The sequence below is a fragment of the Chondromyces crocatus genome (assembly GCF_001189295.1).
Taxonomy (GTDB): Bacteria; Myxococcota_A; Polyangia; order Polyangiales; family Polyangiaceae; genus Chondromyces; species Chondromyces crocatus.
The window spans coordinates 9,295,528-9,316,783 of record NZ_CP012159.1; the positions used below are offsets into that span (position 1 = coordinate 9,295,528).

At 70.2% G+C, this 21,256-nt stretch carries 16 protein-coding genes; 12 read left to right on the forward strand and 4 right to left on the reverse strand.

Annotated elements, in window-relative coordinates; all coding sequences use genetic code 11:
• Positions 1 to 16: 16 nt before the first annotated feature.
• Both CMC5_RS33585 and CMC5_RS33590 read right to left on the reverse strand, forming a co-directional pair.
• Entirely contained in the window at positions 17 to 4,729 is a 4,713-nt protein-coding gene (locus tag CMC5_RS33585; RefSeq protein ID WP_245677967.1) for a sigma 54-interacting transcriptional regulator, read from the reverse strand.
• 4 nt (positions 4,730 to 4,733) lie between these two features.
• Positions 4,734 to 5,627, reverse strand: a complete 894-nt coding sequence (locus CMC5_RS33590; protein WP_050434224.1) for a hypothetical protein — start codon at positions 5,625 to 5,627, stop codon at positions 4,734 to 4,736.
• Positions 5,628 to 5,846: 219 nt separating this feature from the next.
• Between CMC5_RS33590 and CMC5_RS33595 the strand changes: the two genes are divergently transcribed.
• Both CMC5_RS33595 and grxD read left to right on the forward strand, forming a co-directional pair.
• A complete protein-coding gene (locus CMC5_RS33595) occupies positions 5,847 to 7,034 on the forward strand; it encodes an alpha/beta hydrolase (RefSeq protein ID WP_050434225.1) in 1,188 nt (395 codons plus the stop codon).
• Positions 7,031 to 7,984 carry a Grx4 family monothiol glutaredoxin gene (grxD, locus tag CMC5_RS33600; protein WP_050434226.1) on the forward strand — a complete coding sequence of 318 codons (954 nt, stop codon included), beginning with the start codon at positions 7,031 to 7,033 and terminating at the stop codon, positions 7,982 to 7,984. The genes CMC5_RS33595 and grxD overlap by 4 nt, the downstream gene beginning before the upstream one ends.
• Before the next feature lie 63 nt (positions 7,985 to 8,047).
• Here the strand turns inward: grxD and CMC5_RS33605 are convergent, their stop codons facing one another.
• Positions 8,048 to 8,644: a Uma2 family endonuclease gene (locus CMC5_RS33605; RefSeq protein WP_050434227.1), complete on the reverse strand. Its 597-nt coding sequence runs from the start codon at positions 8,642 to 8,644 to the stop codon at positions 8,048 to 8,050.
• 412 nt (positions 8,645 to 9,056) lie between these two features.
• Here CMC5_RS33605 and CMC5_RS33610 point away from each other — a divergent pair, with 412 nt between their 5' ends.
• A complete protein-coding gene (locus CMC5_RS33610) occupies positions 9,057 to 9,332 on the forward strand; it encodes a hypothetical protein (protein ID WP_050434228.1) in 276 nt (91 codons plus the stop codon).
• 152 nt (positions 9,333 to 9,484) lie between these two features.
• Here CMC5_RS33610 and CMC5_RS33615 read toward each other — a convergent pair whose 3' ends face one another.
• Positions 9,485 to 11,443, reverse strand: coding sequence for an aldehyde dehydrogenase family protein (locus CMC5_RS33615; RefSeq protein WP_082363027.1), 1,959 nt, complete (start codon positions 11,441 to 11,443; stop codon positions 9,485 to 9,487).
• 141 nt (positions 11,444 to 11,584) lie between these two features.
• Here CMC5_RS33615 and CMC5_RS46205 point away from each other — a divergent pair, with 141 nt between their 5' ends.
• The 9 genes from CMC5_RS46205 (at position 11,585) to CMC5_RS33655 (ending at position 21,239) form a co-directional block, all read left to right on the forward strand.
• Complete coding sequence (locus tag CMC5_RS46205; protein ID WP_169796406.1) at positions 11,585 to 12,508, forward strand: hypothetical protein; 924 nt, start codon at positions 11,585 to 11,587, stop codon at positions 12,506 to 12,508.
• 113 nt (positions 12,509 to 12,621) lie between these two features.
• Entirely contained in the window at positions 12,622 to 12,792 is a 171-nt protein-coding gene (locus CMC5_RS45295) for a hypothetical protein (RefSeq protein ID WP_156339058.1), read from the forward strand.
• A gap of 569 nt (positions 12,793 to 13,361) precedes the next feature.
• Positions 13,362 to 15,365: a hypothetical protein gene (locus CMC5_RS33625; RefSeq protein ID WP_050434230.1), complete on the forward strand. Its 2,004-nt coding sequence runs from the start codon at positions 13,362 to 13,364 to the stop codon at positions 15,363 to 15,365.
• Positions 15,366 to 15,526: 161 nt separating this feature from the next.
• Complete coding sequence (locus tag CMC5_RS33630; RefSeq protein ID WP_050434231.1) at positions 15,527 to 15,787, forward strand: hypothetical protein; 261 nt, start codon at positions 15,527 to 15,529, stop codon at positions 15,785 to 15,787.
• Positions 15,784 to 16,620, forward strand: coding sequence for a hypothetical protein (locus tag CMC5_RS33635; protein ID WP_050434232.1), 837 nt, complete (start codon positions 15,784 to 15,786; stop codon positions 16,618 to 16,620). The genes CMC5_RS33630 and CMC5_RS33635 overlap by 4 nt, the downstream gene beginning before the upstream one ends.
• 133 nt (positions 16,621 to 16,753) lie before the next feature.
• Entirely contained in the window at positions 16,754 to 17,050 is a 297-nt protein-coding gene (locus tag CMC5_RS33640; protein WP_050434233.1) for a DUF2288 family protein, read from the forward strand.
• Positions 17,051 to 17,090: 40 nt separating this feature from the next.
• On the forward strand, positions 17,091 to 17,876 hold the full coding sequence (locus tag CMC5_RS33645; RefSeq protein ID WP_218920120.1) for an expansin EXLX1 family cellulose-binding protein: 786 nt from the start codon (positions 17,091 to 17,093) through the stop codon (positions 17,874 to 17,876).
• A gap of 101 nt (positions 17,877 to 17,977) precedes the next feature.
• The gene (locus tag CMC5_RS33650) at positions 17,978 to 20,317 is read left to right on the forward strand and encodes a CapA family protein (RefSeq protein WP_082363028.1); all 2,340 of its coding nucleotides are present in this window, start codon (positions 17,978 to 17,980) and stop codon (positions 20,315 to 20,317) included.
• 67 nt (positions 20,318 to 20,384) lie between these two features.
• Complete coding sequence (locus CMC5_RS33655) at positions 20,385 to 21,239, forward strand: M23 family metallopeptidase (protein ID WP_050434236.1); 855 nt, start codon at positions 20,385 to 20,387, stop codon at positions 21,237 to 21,239.
• Positions 21,240 to 21,256 lie beyond the last annotated feature (17 nt).

The window sequence follows — 21,256 nt, forward strand, 5'->3', positions numbered from 1 at the left end:
GGGCCGGCGCCCCTGCTCACTGGATCCCGTACTCCTTCAGCCGCCGATAGAACGTCCGCCGCGGCAAACCCACGATCTGCGCCGCCTTCACCCGGTTCCAGTTGCACTCTTCGAGGGCGGCCAGGATTCGCTCTCGCTCATCGTTCCGGTGGCGCTCCAGCGGCGTCGCGGCTTCCCCTGACGACGCAGGCGCGCTCCCACCCGCTCGCGCTCCACCTCGTGACGACGGCTGCCCTTCCCCCCACGAGGGCGGTGGACCACCGCGCGAACCGAAGGAGCGCGACGACCGCGGCGGCGCGTCCGGCAGCTCGAAGTCGTCCACGTCCAGCTCCGACCGATCCGAGAGCACCCAGGCGTTGAGCAGCACGTTCTCCAGCTGGCGCACGTTCCCCGGCCACCGGTAGTCCATCAGCCGCGCCAGCGCCGCGCGCGAGACGCTCCCCCGCTCGCGCCCGTGTCGCGCCGCGAAGATCCCCAGGAAGTGATCGATGAGCAACGGCACGTCGTCGAGACGTTCCCGTAGCGACGGCAGCCGCAGCTCCACCACGTGCAGGCGGTAGTAGAGATCCTCCCGGAAGGTCCCGGCCTCGACCATCTCCGCCAGGCTCCGGTGCGTCGCCGCGATCACCCGCGTGTCTACCCGCTCCTCCCGTGCCCCGCCCACGGGCCGCACCACCCGCTCCTGCAACACCCGGAGCAGACCCGCCTGCATCTTCGGCGGCATCTCACCGATCTCGTCGAGGAGCAGCGTCCCCTCCGTCGCCTCGCGGAACAGCCCCTTTCGATCGCGATCGGCCCCGGTGAACGCGCCCCGAACGTGCCCGAACAGCTCGCTCTCCAGCAGGTGCTCCGGGATCGCGCCGCAGTTGATGCCGAGGAACGGCTTCTTCCCCCGCGGGCTCTTCTCGTGGAGCGTCCGGGCCACGACCTCCTTCCCCGTCCCGCTCTCTCCGGTGATGAGCACCGGGATGTCCGCGTCCTTCACCCGATCGATCAGGGCGTAGAGCCGGCGCATCGCGTCGCTCGTCCCCACCAGCCCCTCGTAGCCGAAGTGACCACGGAGCACCGCGCGCGCCGAGCGCAGATCCCGCCGCGTCTTCACCAGCTCCGCCGTGCGCTGGCCGAGCAGCTCCTCGAGCTTTGCCCTCGCCGCCACGAGCTCCTCGTTCACCCGAGACAGCTCCTCGGCGCGGCGCCGGTTCTCCCCGACGAGGCGCGCCGTATCGATCGCGATCGCCACCTGATCGGCCAGCGCGATCAAGGTCGGCAGCTCCCCGTCGAAGCTCGCCGTCGGCCGCAAGCGCGTCTCCAGGTAGAGCGCGCCGATGACCGCGCCGCTCCGGGCCCGGATCGGCACGCAGGCCACCGACTGGAGCATGAGCTGATGGACGGAGACGTAGTCCGCCATCCTGGCATCGTTGCGCGCGCTCGCGGTCACCACCGGCTCCCCGCTCAGGAGAACGCGCTCGGCGATGGATCGAGAGAAGCGCGCGTGCGGGTCGTCTCCCGCCTGGTCGCGTGAGGCGTGGATCGACAGATCCCCGTCGGCCCCCACGGGGGGCACGCTCGTCGACACACTGCTCGTCGACACGCTCGACGACGAGGCGCCTCCCCCACGACGCGCATAGCCGCTGCGCAGGATCACGAAGCCCCGCTCTGCTCGGAGCAGCGCGATGGCGTGATCGGTGACCTTCTCCAGCAGGCGCTCCAGATCGTGCTCGCCGGCGATGGCCCGGTTGATCTCCAGCACCCGCGCCAGCCGATCCTCGCCGCCACCACCCACGGGTGCAGCGCTGAGCGTCACCGCGTTGGACAGCGCCACCCGCGCGGCCGCCCGCAGCTCACGCCGACGCGGATCGTTCCAGAACACCTCGCGCAGATCCCGCGGGAGTCGGGCCGAGATCTCCTCCAGCGTCTCGAGCGCCGCCTCCCGGTCCCGACGCGCGCGCAGCGGCTGCCCGCTCTCGTCTTCCAGCTCGGCCCGAGCCGCCAGCGCCCTCCAGATCCAGTCGCGCTGCCCCGCGACCGTCGCCGCCTTCAGCGCCTCCTCGTAGGACGCGCGCGCGCGGTCCTCATCGCGAGCGAGCGCCGCCGTCCGCCCGCGGGCCAGCGCCAGCGCCGCACGATGCGCGCCCGACGATCCGAGCGCCGTGGCCGCCGCCTCCACCTCTTCCAGGACCGACCGCGCCTCGGCCCCTGGAAGCCCCACCGCGAGCAACACCCGCTCCAGCCGCGCCTCCGCCGCGTCCACGCGCAACCCCATGGCCTCGTAGGCCTCTGCGCACGACAGGCACAGCGAGGCAGCGCCAGCCACATCCCCCGACCGCGCCGCGTGCTCTGCCTCCAGCGCGAGGAGCTGCGCGCGCTGGTACGGAGGCATCGACCCCCGGTCGGCCACGAGCGCATCGATTGCCACCTTGGCCTTCGCGATGCGCCCCAGGTACAGGTCGAGGTTCGCCAGGTTCAGCAGTGCCTGCCGGATGGTGATCACCCGGCCCGAGCGGCGCCCCATGTCCACCGCGGCCTCGAGGTGCCGGATCGCCGCCGCCAGATCCCCTTGCGACTTGGCGATCCCGGCCAGGTTGAGCCGCGTCGTCGCCATCGTCCCCGCGTCCCCCGCCTGCTCGGCGGCCCCGAGCGCCTCCTCGTAGGCCTCCTTCGCCTCGCCGAGCCGCTCGCTGCGCTGCAGCGCGAACGCCAGCGAACCGAGTGCCAGCGACAGGCTCCGCGGATTCGCCGTCCGCCGCGCCAGCACCACCGAACGCTCCAGCGTCGACCGCGCTTCCTCGTGGCGCGCGGAGTAGCTCTGCGCGAGCCCTTGCAGCGCGGCCGCCTCGCACAGCAACCGCCGCCCTCGCTCCGTGATCAACGCCTCCGCTTCGTCGCCGACCGCCACCCCGAGCCGCTCCGGCACCTCTCCGGCGCGGCGCTCCGTCGCCGGGTAGTCCCCCGTGCGCAGCAGCGCCCGGGCCACGTTGAGCGACCACGACCCCGACAGCTCGAGATCCCCGGAGCGGTCCACCTCCTCGCCCACCGAGGCCAGCTCCGACAGCGCCTGCACCGACTGCCCCACGTTCGTCAGCAGCCGCGCCCTGACGATCACCACCTCCGGCGCCCGATCCTCGCGCCACGCGACGAGCGCCTCCCCCGCCTCGTCGAAATGACCGCGATCGAGCAGATCGTGGATCTCGTCGAGCGGCCGCCGGCTCGGATCGCCTGTGGCGTCGCGCTCACCGCCCCCCGTCACCGCACTCTCCGCGAGCAGCCGGTCCACATCCGCGATCGACGCCACCGGCGCACCGGCCAGCCGCGCCACGATCCGGCGGATGTTCCCCGGCCAGCCCCCGCTCCGCTCCACCACGTGCCGCGCGACGGCATCGCTCAGCGACGGGATTCCTCGCTGCACGAGCGACAGCGCCACTTGCAGCTCCAGTGGCTCCATCGGGAAGATCTCGAACGTGCGCCCTGGCAGACCCTGCCCTGCCGAGGGCGCCACGCCGAGCACCAGCACGAGCTTGCTCCCCGCCTCTCGCTCCGTATCGAGCCACGCGAGCGCCTCGCTCCCGAGCCGCTCCGCATCGTCGACGAGCACGATCCCGTGCGTCCGTCGCCTCCCCTCCTCACGCCCCGTCCCCTGCGCCGACAGCTCGATGGCGAGCGCCTCGGCCAGATCGTTCACCCGCGCCGCCTCGATCCACGCCACCGCGCGCCCCGCCACACCGAGCGACCACGCGATCCGCCGCAACAGCGCGCTGCGGCCCGAGCCCGGGGGCCCCGTGATCAGCAACCCGCCCCCCTCGCGCATCCCCTCGATCCGCGAGAGCAACCTCCCCGAGGGCCCATCGAGCCCCAGCACCGGCCACACCGATGCCCCGTCCTCCTCGCCCACCCCGCTCGGAGGACGCTCCGACAGCCCGGCCGCGCCCCGGAGCGCGCTCCCCAGCTCGTCCGTGCTGGGGTACCGATCGGCCGGATTCTCCGCCGTCGCGCGCGCAGCCACCGCATCGAGTGCGCGGCGCGTCGCCCCGGGCAACCTCTCCCCGGCGGAAATCAGCGCCTCTTTCAGCGTCACCCCGAGCGCGAACACCTCCACCCGCACCGTGAGCGGCGCCCCTTCGAGAAGCTCCGGCGCCGCGTAGCGTGGCGTCAGCCCCTCCGGCCGCACGCCCCCATCACGCCAGGGCGCCGCCAGCCCCAGATCCACCAGCGTCGCACGCCCATCCGGCCCCACGATCAGGTTGGCGGGCTTCACGTCCCCGTGCAGCAACAGCGCGCGATGCAGCCGCGTGAGCTGATCGGCCGCGTCCGCGATCGCGGCGAGCCACACCTTCGGATCGAGGAGCCGTGCCTCGGCTTCGCCCGCCTTCCCCTCCAGCAGATCGGCGAGGCTCGTCCCCACCACCAGCTCGCGCACCAGATAGGGGCGACCGCTCTCCGGCAGCCGCCCGAAGCGCAGCACGCGCGGCACCCCGAGCCCCTCCACCCCGGAGAGCGCCGTCGCCTCGCGCACGAGCGCCATCACCTCGCGCTCGTCTCCCCCTTCCCCCAGCGCCTTCAGCGCGACCGTGCGACCGGAGATCCGATCGCGCACGGCCCACACCTCACCCGCGCCTCCCTTGCCGAGAGCCGCCAGCGGCTCGTAGCGCAGCGGCAGCCGCGGGCCTGACGACCCGGTGATCCCGTCCCGCGAGCCCTGCCCGGCGGAAAGCTCGTTCTCCTTCGCTGTCACGGGATCACAGACCGTAAGCCGCGGACGCTCCGAAGTAGAACCCCGAGATCGAGAAGCCCAGATCTGCCCGCAACTGGAGCTGCTTGACCGGTTTGTAACGGAAGCTGATCTGGGGCAGCGAGATCCACGGGAACACCACCGGCTTCGAGCCCCCGTTGAACCAGCTCGCCTCTCGGTAGTCGCCGTAGTGGTCGTTCGCGTCGTCGCAGAACTGCGTGCCAGGACCAGGGCAGCGCCGCCACGCGCTCACGTCGTCTCGGTTGATGTTGTTCGGATCGTTCGGCGTCGCCTGGTTGCGCCGCAGATCCCCGAACACCACCCCGAGCCCGATGCCGCCACCCACGAGCAACGAGAACCGCCCCTTCTCCTTGTCGAGCGGGATCTCGTAGAGCAGATCGGTCGTGAAATAGACCATCTTCATCGAGCTGTTGATGATCTCGAAGGCGTTGTCGTCGTCGCTCTTCCCCTTGAAGAGCGTGTCGCCCATCGAGTAGTCCGCGTACGAGAGCGCGAAATCCAGCTCCAGCCCGTCCTTGCGCGTCGAGAACTCGGGCCCGAACGTGAACACGTTCACCGTGCGCCCGCCGTCCGCGAACAGGTTCAGGATGAACTGCGGCACGATCAGGTTGCGAAAGCGCATCCCGATGAAGCGGTAGGCCTGGTGCGGCTTCTCGTAGGGATCGTTGTCCGACGCGGGCGCCTCGGACGGCACCTCGTCCTTCTTCCCGCCGGCCTCGTCCCCGGAGGCGTCGTCCCCCTTCGCGTCCTTGTCGGACGCCTCGGCGCCGTCCGCAGCCTTCTCCGGTTCGTCCTGCTGCGCCCAGGCAGCACCGGCCGACGAGAGCGACGCAAGCAAAGCTGCCAGCGCAAAAGCGCCAGCCTTGAGAGGTCGAAGCATGTGAGTTACCTTACCCAACACCCTCGTCGCGACGGCATGGAACAGCCGGGGCGGCAACGCAGGGTCTGAAAAGACGGCCGAGGTTACACGACTTGAATGCTGCACCCAATGTGCAGCACCAACCTCCCCCACCTACGCCCGCGCACTTGTGTTCCAGCCACCAGTGATTCCGCGGAGTTGCAGGGGTCCCTGCATGGGGTCCATGGTAGACATAACCGTATGATCCTCAACCACGCCCAGGTCGAACAGGTCGTGGACCGCGATGAGCGGGGCAAGTTCGTCAAGGAGCTGGTGGTCACCCGGCTCCGGACGACGGCCCTGACCCACGACGCGAGGAGACCTTCGACGATCCCGCCGCCAGCGATGATGGAGGACCTCCCCCCCCGCGCTCGCGGCCGGGTGCGTGACATCCCCCTCGCCATGGTCCGCAAGCGGAGCATGGCCCACGGCGGCGGCAGCCTTGCGCCCGTGCTGCTGATCCACGGCTACGGACAGAACCGCTACACCTGGCACCTGCCCTCGCGCAGCTTCTCCAACTACCTCGCCCGCGCCGGTTTCGACGTCTACAACCTCGACCTGCGCGGCCATGGCCGCTCGAAGCACCTCGGCGCCCCGAGACCGAGCCACGTCACCGACTTCGTGCTCGAGGATGTCCCGGCCGCCCTCGAAGAGATCCGACGGTGTAGCGGCGACCGACCAGTGTACCTGGTCGGTCATTCCCTCGGTGGCCTCGTCGGCTACGCGGCGGCGACCGTGATGCGAGACGCGGTGGCGGGCGTCTGCACGCTCGGCAGCCCCTACCTCTTCGCCAAGGGCTCATGGACGCTCACCGCCCTCGGCGAGCTCATGCTCAGCGTCGACCGGCGCGTCTCCTTCGGCGACGGCGCCCTGGGCCTCAAGCCGCTGGGCGAGGCGATGCGCTTCGCGCGTGCCTTCATCGAGAGTCCCCTGTTCCCCTTGCCCATCCGCGGCTTCGCGCCCGGCTCGATGGAGCCCAAGGTGCTCGCACAGCACATGTCGCTGTCGATGGACAACGGCAGCATCACCGTCCTCCGGAACATGTTCCTCGACGCCGCCGCGGCCCGCCAGCACGGCCACCGCCTGGGCAGCCTGTATGGCTACGCCGAGCGCTTCGAGCGGCTCGACATCCCCTTGCTGATCATCGCGGGCACCAAGGACGACATCGCACCACCCGCCTCGGTCCGTCCGGCCTACGACTTCAGCCGCTCGTCCGATCGGACCTACCGAGCGTTCCCACGGGGCCACCTCGACATCGTGATGGGCAAGGACGCACCGCTCACCATCTGGCCGCTCGTCGAAGCCTGGCTCCGCGGCCGCGTGCGCCGGGCGGCCGTCCCGGATGACCGCTACCGCCCCGACATGGGGCGTGGTAGCTCGCAGGTATGACCCTCAGCGAGTCTCTCCGCGCCAAACTCACGGAGATCATCGGAAGCGACGACGTCGTCCTGTTCATGAAGGGCTCGAGGCGCATGCCCCAGTGCGGCTTCTCCTCGACCGTCGTGCAGATCCTCGACGGGCACCTTCCCAAGTACACCACCGTCAACGTGCTCTCCGACCCCGAGATCCGTGACGGCATCAAGCAGTTCTCGAACTGGCCGACCATCCCTCAGCTCTACGTGAAGGGTGAGTTCCTGGGCGGATGCGACATCGTGCGCGAGATGCAAGCCTCGGGTGAGCTGGCGCAAAAGCTCGCTGGCGTGAAGGGCACCGCCCCCGCCGCGACCGGGCCAGCCACGCCACCGAACGTGAAGGTGAGCGATTCGGCCGCGAAGGCCCTGAAGAGCGCCCTCGAAGCCGAAGGCGAGGGACAGGAAGTCCACATCGAGATCGGCACCGGCTACGAGTACGGGCTCTACGTCGGTCCCCGCGCTCCGGGCGACGTGGAAGCGAAGGCCAACGGCATCACCCTGCTGTTCGACGCCGGCAGCGCCCGCCGCGCCGAGGGCCTCTCCATCGACTTCATCGTGGGTGAAGGGGACGGCGGCGGCTTCCGCCTGGAGAGCCCCAGCGAGCCGCCGCGCGTCCGGCAGCTCTCCCCTGCCGATCTCAAGAAGATGCAGGAGCGCGGCGACAAGTTCGAGCTGTTCGACGTGCGCACCCCCCGGGAGCGCGCCACCGCCAGCATCACCGGCGCGCGCCTCCTCGACGAGGAAACGCTCCGCCACATCGAAGGCCTCCCGAAGGACACGCTCCTCGTCTTCCACTGCCACCACGGTGGCCGCAGCCAGGCCGCCGCCGAGCGGTTCCTGGCGCAGGGCTACCACCAGGTCTTCAACCTGAAGGGCGGCATCGACGCCTGGTCCCTCACGGTCGACCCCTCCGTCCCCCGTTACTGACCCTTCCCCCGCTGACCCGCGCCACGCACGAGTGGCCCTCGTGCCGCTCGGCCCTCGTGCAGCTCAGCCCTTGCGACCTGCTGCCGCCGTGCGCTTCCAGAGGATGGAGAGCGGCAGCTCGATCGCATCGAACGGAGCAGCACGCACGACCGCGTCCCCTCGAAGCATCGACGCCGTCTCCCAGCGGTTCCTCGCATCGAGGCGATGAATCTCCATCGCACGCTTGATCGGATCGACGAACCACACCCACTTCACGCCCTCGCGTGCGTAGATGGGCAGCTTGTCGAGACGATCATCCATCGCCGTCGTCGGCGAGAGGACCTCGCAGACCCAGTCCGGTGCGACCGGAAAGTACGCCGTCTCCGGCAGGTCCGGCATCCGCTCCACGCACCACCCGGCGAGATCGGGGACGAGCGCGTCCTGCCCGAGGTGAAGCTCCGGCTCGTCCAGAATCCACCACCCCCCGGGGCCATCCAGACCGAACTGGAAAGGGCGCACCAGCCATGCCCCCAGGTTCGAGGACGCGAGCGCATGCTTCGGAGCAGGTCGCGGTGACATGTAGAGCGTTCCGCTGATGATCTCCCCGACCATGTGGGGAGGTACCGCGTCGAGGTCGTCGAAGGTGACGGGTCCAGGTCGTTTTATTGCGGGCTCACCCATCGCGAGGCTCCTCGACGCGAGGCGGTGGGGAGAGGCAGCTTCATCCCCTCACAGCGCTCTCTCCACGGATACCTCATGCGCCCCTCGTCGACTACTGGCTCCCTGCCAGTTATCGGACCGTCGTCGCTGCCAGTTGCCAGACAATCATCATTCCTCTGGTCCTGATCGTTTTCTCCAGTCGGTGATCGCTTTCATCTCTCCCACACGCCCTTCGAGAGCACTGTCCACCCCGACGCACTGCCCGTCCCTTTCCCTCGCCCCGCGTCCACGACGCTGTGCCTCCGTCTGAGCAAGAAGCGCACACTCTCGCCGAGCGAGCGTCACGAACAGCCGCGTTCGCTATGGCGCAGTGCATGCAAAGGGCAGGGGCAGACCTGTCGGGCCGCAGTGGCCCCTTTCGGAGAACACAGACATGAGCCAAGCGACGGAAGAGACGAAGAGCGAGATTCAGAAGGGCCTGGCGTCGCTGTACACGCTGCGGGACGAGATCCGCGTCCGCCTCCACCTGGCTGGCATGGAGGTGAAGGATGTCTGGAACAAGACCCTGGAGCCGCAGCTCCTGGACGCCGAGAAGTTCGCCGAGGAAGTGACGGAGACCTCCAAGGAGAAGCTCGACGCGCTCGTCACCCGGATGAAGGAGTTCCAGGCCTCGCTCGGCGAGTCGAAGGACGACACGCAGAAGCACTGAGGCACCGTAGACCGTTGCCCAGATGGCGACGTCCGGCCCCCCGAGGCATCGCCACGGGAGACGCCGGACGTCACGGGCCGCGATACATCCGCGAGGTGCGTGGGTATCGCTGAGACGCGGCACCTCCGTGGAGGTCGCTGAAGCGCCGCCCGTCAGCCCTTGAACGCTGCCGCGGCCACGGACCACGCCCGGCCCCAGCCAGGAGTGGCCGACCAGGTGGCGAGGCGCGCGCCCACGAGGTGAGCGCGGCGATGGTCGTAGAAGTAAGGCGGCCGCGGGAACCCGCGCAGTGGGGCGCGGAGGATGACCTTCTCCACGCCAGCCACCATCTGCGTGTTGTGTACGAACCCGAGGCCGCTCTGCACGTCGGCGAGCGTCGCGCTCGGGTGACCTCCCCAGGGCGGCGTCACCGCGCCGTACACCATCGCCGGCCACTGGTTCACCGCGATGGCGCCGTAGCGCAGGGCGAGCAGCGCTCGGTCCACGGCGTCGGCCACCGCGGGATCTTCCTCGGAGAGCGGGTGGACCACGAGCGACGCGCTCAGGGTCCCCCACAGCCGCTCGTTGCAGAAGCGGGTCGCCTCCGCGAGGAACTGCACTGGATCGCTGGAGCCGAGTTCGACCACCGAGAGGATGCTGCAGAACGGCTCTTGCTGGAACAGCGGCTCGGCGGGGTCCGCAGCGTCGAGACCGATCACCAGCGTCCACGGCAGCGCGTCCGCGCCGGGCTCACCGAAGCGCACCACGCCCGAGGGGAGCGGGATCTCCGGCGGCGCGCTCAGGACCTCGGGCCCCAGCGTGGCGCGTCCCGCCGTGAGCCGCGCGTGGCGGTCGTGGGCGCCGGGGTAGTACGCCCGCCGCGGGGCCACGGCAGCGAACGCGCGCGCCAGCATCGAGAGCAGGAGCGGGCGCTGCGCGAACCCGCGGGGCAGGACCAGCATCTTCGCCGCGTTGCAGTTGAACGAGGCGTTGTTGATCACCTGGGTGGCGATGCTGCGCGCCTGGAACCACAGCTCGTCCTCGTCGTAGAGGTGCGGCAGCACGATCACCGGGCTCACGTTGCCCAGCTCGGAGCTGACCGGCTTCGTGAACACCGGCTCGCCCGCCGCGCGCCGGCGTGCTTGCTCCGGCCCCGGTGGCCCCCACACGATCCTGTCGTGCGTCTCGGCGGAGCCGGTGATGTGCATGTGGGTGATCGCCGGGTGCGCTGCGAGGTGCGCGCCGACCTCCGCGCCACCGTACACGACGCGCAGGAAACCGCGCTCCACGAGCGGCGCGAACGCCTTCTCCAGGAACGGCCCGAGGTAGGCGTTGACGGGGCTCATCTTGAGCAGGACCACCCGCCCCTCCACGAAGAGCGCGTGCAGCGCGTCCATCGGCGGGATGCTCGCGACGTTGCCCGCGCCGAGCAGCAGCGTGACGCCGCCCTCGGGATCGCGCTGCTGGTAGAACGCGGCCTGCTCCGCGCGCACCGACGCCGCGGTGGCCCCGGGCTTCAGGAGCGCGTGGACGCGCACGCCCTTGTAGAGCAGCGCATCCTGCGCTCCGACCGGGAACAGGTTCACCTCCACGCGCCCGTCCTTCCGCGTCCGCACGCCACCGCGTCCGAGGCGTGGCCGGCCGCGCCGCTGGATGTCCTCCAGGGACTCGGCGAGCCTGCGAAGGTTGCTCAGCGTGAGCGAAGGCCCCGCGAGCCACTCCTCACCTGCCTGAGGCCCGGCCGGATCGAGTCCCTTCGCGCGGCATGCCATCGCGACCTGCGCCTCTGCGACGGCGAGCGTCCCGGGGATCAAGGAGCGCAGGAGGGTCGCCTTCTCCCCTGGAGACATGCGCGCGAAGGCCGTCGCAGCGCCCGCCAGCGTCTCCGCGGCACGGTCGAGATCGGCGATCGACGTTTCCGGAGGCGACACGACGTCAGCAGCGCCCTCGCTCACGCTCGACGCAGGTGGCGCGCCCTCGCTCACGCTCGACACGGGTGGTGCGCCCTCGCCAGGAAAAGCCGGCGCCTCCGAGGCCACGGGTGCCGAGGACGAAGGATGTGCTGCCGCAGGGGTGGCCGGAACGGGAGCGACACCGGCGAGCGAGGAAGCCGGATCGAGGGGGGAGGACATCGGCGGCGAAGACTACAGGCGGGACACCCGCCGGCGCGAGGGTCGACGTCGCGGGGGTCGGCATCGCGAGGGAAGAGCGAAGCACGACCCGGTCAAAAGCGCCGCGTGGCGCCACGGGACCTGATTCGGTAAGGTTCGCAGATGCCTTGCAGGTGGTTCTTCGCGGCAGGCGTGCTCGCCTCGGTTGCGGTCTCGAGCTCGGTCGCGCTGGCCCAGGACGGAGAAGACCTCCCTCCGGGCTACCAGCAGTCCCAGGGTTACGGTCAGCGCCCCCAGGGGTACGGCCAGCAGCCACCGCCGGGCTACGGCCAGCAGCCGCATGGCTACGGCCAGCAGCCGCATGGCTACGGCCAGCAGCCTCACGGGTACGGCCAGCAGCCACCACCGGGCTACGGACCTCCGCCCCCAGGGTACGGGCAACCACCTCCTGGTTACGGCTACGGCCAGCCCGGATACGGACCTCCGCCCCCAGGGTACGGACACCACCCGGGATACGGCCAGCCCGTGGCGGGCCCCCCACCGCCTCCCCCGCCCCCGAAGCGCACCTGCTGTAACTGGTCGATCCGGTACAACCCCTTCGATCTGCTCCTGGGAAAGATGACCTTCGAGGGCGAGCTGGCCGTCATCGGGCCGATCACCCTGGGCATCGAGCCTGCCTGGATCTGGGGCGCTCCGTTCTCCGAGATCGTGGATCGCTCGGGCTTCTCCATCGCCGGCACCGTCGGCGTCTACGTGAGCGGGACCCCGCTGCGCGGCTTCTGGCTGAAAGGCTACCTGGGCTACGAGCGCTTCGAGGCCACCGCGACCCACGAGCGCGACTCCAGCGCCACCGCGAGCCGGAGCATCGGCAGCGGCATCGCCGGCGGCATGCTCGGCAGCACCAGCGTCTTCGGCCGCAACGGCGGATTCGCCATCTCCGGCGGCATCGGCATCGGCGTCGCCCTCGCCGACTCGCAGCGGCTCACGGTGAACTCCGACTTCTACGGTCCCCAGTCGGTGATGTTCTACGACAAGACCTCGAAGCTCCAGCTCCTCGGCTCCCTCGGCATCGGCGTCGCGTTCTGACGCCTCGACGCCTCGCTCGCCTCCATCACTTCCTCCACGTCTCTCGCATCCTCCACATCCCTCGCGCACCACCGTTGCGGTCCCGGTCGGCGTGCTAGGGTCTTCCGACCACCATGGATCTCAAGCTCGGTATCCCGGTCTGGTTGCTCTGCGGCATCCTGGGCGCCTGGATCGCGACCACGAAAGGCCGCGGCGGGTGCTTCTGGTTCTTGCTCTGCGCCGTGCTCGGCCCCATCGGGGTGATCGTCGCGGCCGTGATCTCCCGGAACGAGCCCCGGAGCTGATCTGAAGCCGAGCCGAGGCCCACCTCCGGCGGAGGCCGAGCCGAGGCCACCTCCGGAAAGTGTGGCCCTCGGCCGCCGACGTACCCAGTTTCGCTCCTGAACTGCGACCGTCGGGGCGCCAACGTACCCGGTTTCGGCGTCACGTCCGTGGGCAGGCCGCCGACGTACCCAGTTTCGCTCGGAGAGCAGGTCTGGCCACGCCGACGTACCCAGTTTCGCTCGGAGAGTGGGTGTGTCGGGCGCCAACGACCCCAGTTTCGCTCGCAAGCGGGCGTGTCGGGCACTGACGGACCCAGTTTCGCCACGAAACTGCCCCCGTCGCCGGTCGCCGACGCACACGATGTCGCGCGAACACCGGGGCCGTCGGTCGCCGACGCACACGGTTTCACGCGCGCTCCCCCCGCGTCGCGTTCACGCTGCCAGTTCCGCGGCGAAACTCCGCCCATCCACGCAGCTCCCCCCCGGTCGCCGCGCTCACACTCCCCCCGTCGCCACCCGACGCCCCCGCTACCTCCCCGGATTCCCATGAGAACTTGGCCCGGCGGCGAAGGCCATGGGACGCCTGCGCCATGCTCCCAGGGCTCCCGCCTCGGCATGACCGCCAGATCCAGCGTCGTTTTGCGGACCTGCCGGGCCATCCGGACCTGCCGGGCCTGGCTGGCGTGAAGAACGCCACGGGCTGGGCAGCGAAGACCCTGGTGCTGGTGGTCGCGCTCGCGATCGTCGCCTTGCCCCGCGCGGCGTGGGCGTGGGTCGAGGTCCATGTCGCCGGCGACGAGACCCGGCTCACCGTGGAGCCCAGCGGTTCCACGCGGGTGCAGCACAAGGTCACCCTGAAGATCAACGGCGGGCCACTGCGCGCGTTCGATGTCCGGGGGGTGGATGCGGACGCCGCGCCCGAGGCAGACGCCTACGTGGTGCCGCTCCGCGATGCGCAGCGGAACTCGCTGGCCTCGGCGTCCCCCGTGGCGCTGGAGATGTTGCCGCGAGAGCGCCCGCGCGAGGACGGGAGCGCACCGCCGCCCGTGCTGCGGGTGCGGTTCGACGGCAAGGGGCTGGGCCGCGGCGTCTACGTGCTGTTCTTCCGCTACCGCACCGACCTGGCCCAGCAAGGCGCCCTGCGTGAGGACGGCGTGCTGACGCGGCTCTCCTGGTCCGGTCCGGTCTGGGACGACGGCCTCGACACGCTGCGGCTCATCTTCCAGCTTCCCGCCGCGCCGACGGAGCCGCGCGTGGACGAGGGCGCCACGACGCACGACGACGAGCCGGGCGTGGTGCCGCCGACGACGCTTTCCACGGTCCGCCGTGGTCGTGAGTTCGACGAGCTGGAGCTGGTGCGGCCCTACGCGCCGAAGGGGGAGGCCGTGCGCTGGTCGGTGCTCGCCGACACGCGCGCGTTCCGGCCCGCGATGCCGGTGGCCGAGGCGGCGCCGACGCTGCCGCAGCGCGCGCTCGACGCGGCCACCACGTGGACGCCGGACCGGCAACGCTCGCTGTACGTGGTGGCCGCCGTGGCGCTGTTCGCGCTGTTCACCGCGCTGACCGCGCGGAAGGTGCGCGAGGTGGAGCAAGCTTGTGAGGGCGCCGAGGTGAAGCCGCGCCCGCTGATCCCGATGCCGATCCTGCTGCGCGCGCCGCTCGCGGGGGCCGCGCTGGTCGCCGGGGTGGGCCTGGAGATGACGCTGAAGTCGGGGACCCTGGGCGCGGCGCTGGTCGCGCTGGCGACGGCGCTGATCGCACACCGGACGCCGAAGCTGCGCACCGGGGGCGCGTCAGGATCCGGGGCGACGCTGCGTGGCCCTGGGCGCTGGCTGCCGGTGGCAGAGGCCGAAGCGTTCCGCTCGCCACCACGTCCACGAGGCGGGTGGCTCGATGTTTCGACCCGCGCGGGCAAGGGGCTCTTCGCGGTGATGGTGCTGGCGCTCGCGGTGGGTGTGGGCGCGGTCTACCAGCATTCGCCGTACCACGCGCAGCTCCTCGCGATGAACGTGGTGGTGTTGCTGGCGATCTTCTGCACAGGGCGCCTCTCCGAGCTGCCGCCCGATCCCGCCGCGTCGCCGATCCCGCTGCTGCGGGACATCTCTCGGCGGATCAAGCGCAGCCTGAAGGGCACCGAGGCCCGGGTGGTGGGCAGGATCCGCGTCCCCGAGGGGACGCCGGATGCCGACGAGATTCGCCTCGGTCTCGCACCTCGCGCGGCGCTGCCGGGGTTCGTGGGCATCGAGGTGGGCGTGGTCTACGCGCCGGGTGCGGGTGGCGCGGTGGCCTTGCCCGAGGTGCTGCTGCGGGTGACGGTGGGCTCGCCATGCGAGCAGGCTGTGGAAAAGCTGGCCGCCAGCGGGCGGTCGGTGCGCGGTCGGCGCCCCGATGAGCGGGTGCTGGCGTTCACACCGCGCTTGCCGACGGCGCGCATGACCGCCGCGATCGCTGCGGCGCTGGCCCGGTCCGTGGTGGCGCGCGAGGTGGCTTCCAAGGAGACGAAGCCCGCGAAACGGAGCCGCAAGGCGAGCGCGGAGACCACGCAGGGCGCGCCGGTGCGCGACGCGAAGAAGGCCGTCCCGGTGGCGGCGTGATGGGGTGATGTCTCCCGGCGCCCGCAGGCAGGGGTGATGCCCCGGAACGCTCATCGCAAAGGCCCCTACGGCAGGCCCTGTCAGTCTGCCAGTTGAGGAACAGCGCCCTGGATGTGCATAGGGAGAGCCCCGAAGCGAAGGGTGTGCATATACTGCGGACGATGGTGGAGCCGGGGACACAATGCCCGAACCCGATCGCGGACAGCATCGCCGCGCGGCTCGCGGTGTACCTCGGGCCTCACACGGCACGCACCGCGGTGAAGACGTTCTCGCTGAAGGCGCTGGGCAGGGGGCCCGACACGCTGACCGCCGCGGACGTACCGCGGCTTGCTGACGCACTGCGGCCCGTGCTGCGCACCTTCGTGGGGCGCGCGCAGGCCGAGGTGATCGTGGAGCGGATCGCGAAGAAGAGCGGGTCGTGATCTTTCGGCTGCTCGTGGCGTTGCCACTTTTGCTGGTGCTGCTGCTCGCCGGGGTGTCGACGCTGCTCCCCGATCCGTCGTCGCGGGCGACGTTGATGATGTGGGCGCAGGAGGGCGGCAAGGCGCTCGGTGTCGCGGGCGCGCTGGCGGCAGCGCTGGCGTTCGAGCGCGGGGACTACCTGCGCCGCGCCTGGGGCCTCCAGGCGGCGTACATGCTGCTCATCCTCCGCGACGCGGTGCTGATGAGGCTCCCGCCGGGGACCGAGATCCTGGGGCTCTCGGTGAAAGCCTGGGACGGCGGGGTGGTGGCGCTCGCGAACATGGCAGGCGTCGCCGCGGCGTGGATGATGGCACGGGCGTGGGAGGAAGCCGGGTTCGAGATGCCCGCGCCGCGCTCACGCAAGATCCTGGTGGGCGGCGCAGCCTTGGTGCTCGCGCTGGTGTTCATGGGCAAGCCGCTCGCGAAGGACGTGCAAGCGCTCCTCGCTGGCGACTACGCGGAGATCACGGCCGTCATCTCGTCGGTGGCGGACATGCTCGCGACGAGCCTGATCGCTCCGGTGCTGCTGACGGTGCTGGCGATGCGGGGCGGCGTGCTGGCGTGGCCCTGGGGGATGTTCACGGCCAGCATGGTGTGCTGGCTCTTCTTCGACGCGGCGAGCTTGATCCTGGGGGTGGAGTCTCGCCACTCGGGCACCTGGGAGTACGTGGCGCGCGACAGCTTCCGCGTGCTGGCCTGTCTGTACGCCTGCGCGGCAGGGCTGGCACAGCGGGCGGCGATCAGCCCGCCCCAGCTCGCGGACGACGGGGAACTCGAACCCGTCGAGGGGTGAGCCGGTCCAGCATTCCCGACGTCGTCCCGGGTCCTCGGCCAGGCGATCTGCGAAGAAACCAGGGGTCGCGACCATCGGAAGCGCAGGGGCCGATAGGTCCCTGTTTCAGGGCACGCAGTACTATGCTTCGCGCATGCGCGAAGAGCTGGGCAGGTCGATGGGCGAGGTGCTGTGGTCCGATCTGCAGGCGCACGTCCAGCGGGACGCGGTGATCGTTCTCGACGAGGATCTCGATCTGCTCGACGCGGCCATCGCGTTCGCCACGAACGAGGTGGCGAAGGTGGAGCCGTGGATCGACAGCGGCAAGATCGCGAAGCCCACCGCGGAGGAGCTGTCGCGCTGGTCGAGTGACGAGGCCATGCGGTTCCTGTGCGTGATCGTCGCGCCGTTCGTGCTGGTGCGCCGTCCACGGGCTGCCGCGCCCTCGTGAGCCGAACGAGGGGCGGGCGGTGATGATAGACTCCGTGCCCATGGGTGCTTGGTTGCGCATGGGCGTCGGGGTCGTGATGTGCGTCGGGCTTCTCGCTGCGTGTGGCGATGACGACGGCGACACGGGGTCGCAAGGCGCGACGGGCGAGGGCGCCGCGTCGGCGGGAAGCGGCGCCGGGTCCGCAGGGAGCGGAGCCGGACCCGGGGGTGGATGCGCGCTGGAGTCGGCAACGCACGCCGGCGAGGGGACGTACTACGACGCTGATGGGTCCGGGAACTGTAGCTTCCCTCCTTCGCCCGGCGACCTGCTCGTGGCGGCGATGAACCAGGCCGACTACGAGGGCTCGGCAGCATGCGGCGCTTGCATCGCGCTCGACGGGCCGGATGGCTCGGTGACGGTGCGAATCGTGGACCGTTGTCCCGAGTGCGCGCCGGGGGACGTCGACATGAGCCCGCAGGCCTTCGAGCAGATCGCGCCGATCGCGGCGGGGCGGGTGCCGATCACCTGGCGCTACGTGGCGTGCGGGCTGACCGGCGCGGTGGTGTACCACTTCAAGGACGGCAGCAACCCGTGGTGGGCTGGCGTGCAGGTGCGGAACCACCGCTACCCGATCGCGGAGCTCTCCTTCCGCAACGCCGACGGACAGTTCGTGCCGCTCGGGCGTGAGAACTACAACTACTTCATCGGGGAGAACATGGGCGAAGGGCCGTTCACGTTCCGGGTGACCGACACGCTCGGGAATGTGATCGAAGACGAGGGGATCCCGCTGCGCGACGACGGAGAGTCACCCGGCACGTCGCAGTTCCCCGCCTGCCCGGAAAACTGAAGCGGCGTCTGGAGGTGCAGCGCACAGCGACTGCACCGATCGATCCTTCAGGAGCGGCCCGAGCTGTGGCGTCAAGGGGCGCGCGGTATCATCGCGCCACCATGCCTGTACTTCCGCTCCAGCGTTCTCTGTGTCCTTCGCAGCGTCGCCTCGAAAGAACGCGGCCGTTCGTCGCCCCGGTGCTCGCAGCGCTCGCCGTGGCGTCCACGATCGCTGCGGTGCCTGCCGTGGCGAGCGCGCAGTATGCGTTCAACGAGAGCGAGGCGAACTTCGATTTGCTCTACGCGGCGACGCCGATCGCGCTCACCGGGCTGGTGCTCGACGAGGCCGGCGCACCCGTGGCAGGTGCGATCGTCACCACCGTGGGCTGGGGCGTGGCCGAGAGCAACGAGGGGCTCACGGCGACGACGGACGCTTCGGGAGCGTTCGCGTTCCCGACCCTCTCGCGGCGATCCGTGCTGCTCAAGGTGGAGCGGACGAACTACTACGCCGAGATCGTCCCGGTGGATCTGCAGCGGCCTCTCGCGGAGGACGACGCGGACGCGGGTGACATCGTGCTCACGCAGAAGAAGGCAGGTCGGGCGCGCTTGATCTTCGGCGGAGACACCATGCTCGGCCGGCGCTTCACCGACGCGAACGGCGACGGGATCGAGGGCGAGCCAGGGGATCTGATCCGGCCGACGGCGCGCGCCGAGGACGCGATTGCCGTGACGCGCTTCATCGCCGACGCGCTCGGAGCGGCCGACTACACGACCGTGAACCTGGAGACGCCGGCGACGGCGTACCCGGAGCAGCCGCATCCCTTCAAATCGTTCAGCTTCTACTCGCACCCGGAGACGCTGGCCGGGCTCGTGGCCGCTGGAGTCGACGGGGTGTCGCTCGGGAACAACCACGTGTACGACTACCTGGATCCCGGCCTGCTCGACACGCTGATGGAGACGTCCGACGCAGGGCTGGACTGGTGCGGCGCCGGAATGGACGAGACCGAGGCCCGAGGCTCGGTCATCTACCGGACGGTGGGCCAGGGCGTGCAGATCGCGCTGCAAGGGTTCAACCAGCTCGTGAACGACGGGACCACGCACCCCCTGTACTCGCTGGTGGCGCGGGACTCACCTCAGGTCAAGGGAGGCGCGCTGGAGATGAGCGCGGCGAACGTCACGGGGTTCGTCTCCGCGGAGGCGTCGGAACGCGCCGCGATCCCGATGCTGCACGGGGGCACGGAGTACTCGGACTACCCGAGCGCGACGATCCGGACGCGGATGATCCAGGCGGCGCAGCAGGGGGCCGCGCTGGTGGTGGCGCACCACCCGCACGAGGTGCAAGGCGTGGGCGTGGTGACGACGAACAGGGGCCCGCGTCTGGTGCTGATGTCGCTGGGGAACCTGATCTTCGATCAGGACGTGTTCGAGACCTTCCAGTCGTACATCGCCGTGGTCGACATCGATCAGTCGTCGCCCGGGGTGCAGACGGTGCGGAAGATGCAGCTCGTGCCGATCCACATCGAGGGGTACGTGCCGAAGCTGGTGAGCGGTGCGTGGCTGGATCGTGCAGGCCGCGAGGTCGGGCATCTCTCGACGACGTTGCCGGTGGTGGCGAGCGGCCCGAATCCCTCGGATGGGCTGTCCGGCGCCGTGGTGTTTCCTTCGGGGAACCGGGTGCTGGTGGCGAGCGGAGCGGCCGGGTACGCCACCAGCGAGGAGGTGACACAGCTCAACGCACCCCTCACGACGGGCGCGACGCCGACGCTGGAGTACGTACGGATGGAGCAAGCCGACAGCTTGGCGCGGGTGCAGACGAGCACCGCCATGAGCTGCCAGGTCGGTCGCGAGATCTCGCTGTACGGGGACTTCGAGGATCTGGACGTGGACGACGTGTTCTCGGAGGGCACGATGTGGGATCAGACGAGCGCCCGCTTCGTGCAGAACAGCGTGACACGGAGCGGTACGGGGGCGCTGGTGCTGCTGCGCCAGAGTTCCAACAGCGGGAACGCTTCGTCGTGGATGAGGAACCGGATCAAGGTCCCCGGCAATCAGGCGCTGACGCTGCGGGGGTGGGTGAAGGGGAACAACTCCGGCCAGTTCCAGGTCCAGGTGTACTGGTACACCTCGAGCGGAGCGACCGTATCGAGCCCCACGGTGTTCACGCGAGGCGCAGGTACGTACGACTGGGAGTCGTTCTCGGTCAACCTGACGGCGCCTGCGAATTCGGCCTCGATCCGCGCGTATTACCGGTCGCTGCCTCCCGCAGCGGGAGAGGGTGCGACGTTCGTCGACGATGTGTCGCTCGTGCAGTGGGAGAGCAGCATGCCGAATGCGGCGAGCGGGTGGAATTTGCCGACGCCCAACGCATGGGGCTTCGTTCGCTGCACCGGGGGTAGTGGAAATCAGGCAACGATCTCGCTCACTCACAGGATGTACAGCGCGACGAGCATGCTACCTTGAGCCGCCGATGAGGTGGTCGTCCCCTCCCCACTGGTTGGCTCGCTGGAACGTCGGTGTGGTCGCGGCAATGGCCTTCGGAACCGTGGTCGCAGGCTGTGGGCCAGGCGATGAGGTGGTCTGGCCCGTGGGAGGGGACGCGCAGCGCCTGTCGTCGACCTTCGGCCCGCGGCTCCAGGTGGGCCGCAACATGTCGTACGACTTTCACCGGGGGATCGACATCCCCGCAGAGGAAGGGACGTCGGTCCTCGCCATCGCGAAGGGCGTGGTGAAGCGGGCCGGAGATGATCCGGCGTACTCGGACACGATGGTCCAGGTGGAGCACTGCGACGGCGCTGATTGTTACTACAGCAACTATCTCCACCTCTCCGAGGCGTGCGTGGAGGTCGGTGACGAGGTGAGCGCCGGCGAGGTGGTGGGGCATTCGGGCATCGCGGAGAGCGGGTTCCCGCACCTGCACTTCGAGATCCGCGAGGGGCGCTCGGAGCAGGCGTACGCGGTGCATCCGCTGCGCTGGCTGCCCGGGCTGCGCTGGGCGGCGCCGACGGTGGCGATCCTGTCGGTGGACGATCCGGGCTCGGGTCGGGTGGCGGTCCAGGTGGAGGTGGGCACGATCGGGGTCGATCCGGCGCTGCTGCGGGTCGAGGTGACGACCCACGATCGGACGTCGGGAGAGACGCTCGACGAGAAGGTGTTCGATGTGGAGGAGTGGAACCGGAAGTACACGCTCTCGGACACGCCGAAGCAGATCGACGAGCCCGAACTCGATGGGATCCGGCTCGAGCCCGCGGCGTTCACGCAAGGGGCGCCGGCCTACGGGCTGCGCATCCGGTTCAGCCGGCTGAACGGGGCGTCGCGGGATCTCGGGGTGACGGTGAAGGCGATCGACACCTACGGGGCATCGAGCGAGGCGTCGTTGCCTTGAGCGGCGTGAGCCGTCGC

Bases quoted from the DNA above. Each gene is read 5' to 3' on its own strand.
- CMC5_RS33590 (WP_050434224.1), bottom strand. From the start codon at position 5,627: ATGCTTCGACCTCTCAAGGCTGGCGCTTTTGCGCTGGCAGCTTTGCTT.
- CMC5_RS33595 (WP_050434225.1), top strand. From the start codon at position 5,847: ATGATCCTCAACCACGCCCAGGTCGAACAGGTCGTGGACCGCGATGAG.
- grxD (WP_050434226.1), top strand. From the start codon at position 7,031: ATGACCCTCAGCGAGTCTCTCCGCGCCAAACTCACGGAGATCATCGGA.
- CMC5_RS33605 (WP_050434227.1), bottom strand. From the start codon at position 8,644: ATGGGTGAGCCCGCAATAAAACGACCTGGACCCGTCACCTTCGACGAC.
- CMC5_RS33610 (WP_050434228.1), top strand. From the start codon at position 9,057: ATGAGCCAAGCGACGGAAGAGACGAAGAGCGAGATTCAGAAGGGCCTG.
- CMC5_RS33615 (WP_082363027.1), bottom strand. From the start codon at position 11,443: ATGTCCTCCCCCCTCGATCCGGCTTCCTCGCTCGCCGGTGTCGCTCCC.
- CMC5_RS46205 (WP_169796406.1), top strand. From the start codon at position 11,585: ATGCCTTGCAGGTGGTTCTTCGCGGCAGGCGTGCTCGCCTCGGTTGCG.
- CMC5_RS45295 (WP_156339058.1), top strand. From the start codon at position 12,622: ATGGATCTCAAGCTCGGTATCCCGGTCTGGTTGCTCTGCGGCATCCTG.
- CMC5_RS33625 (WP_050434230.1), top strand. From the start codon at position 13,362: ATGCTCCCAGGGCTCCCGCCTCGGCATGACCGCCAGATCCAGCGTCGT.
- CMC5_RS33630 (WP_050434231.1), top strand. From the start codon at position 15,527: ATGGTGGAGCCGGGGACACAATGCCCGAACCCGATCGCGGACAGCATC.
- CMC5_RS33640 (WP_050434233.1), top strand. From the start codon at position 16,754: ATGCGCGAAGAGCTGGGCAGGTCGATGGGCGAGGTGCTGTGGTCCGAT.
- CMC5_RS33645 (WP_218920120.1), top strand. From the start codon at position 17,091: ATGGGTGCTTGGTTGCGCATGGGCGTCGGGGTCGTGATGTGCGTCGGG.
- CMC5_RS33650 (WP_082363028.1), top strand. From the start codon at position 17,978: ATGCCTGTACTTCCGCTCCAGCGTTCTCTGTGTCCTTCGCAGCGTCGC.
- CMC5_RS33655 (WP_050434236.1), top strand. From the start codon at position 20,385: ATGGCCTTCGGAACCGTGGTCGCAGGCTGTGGGCCAGGCGATGAGGTG.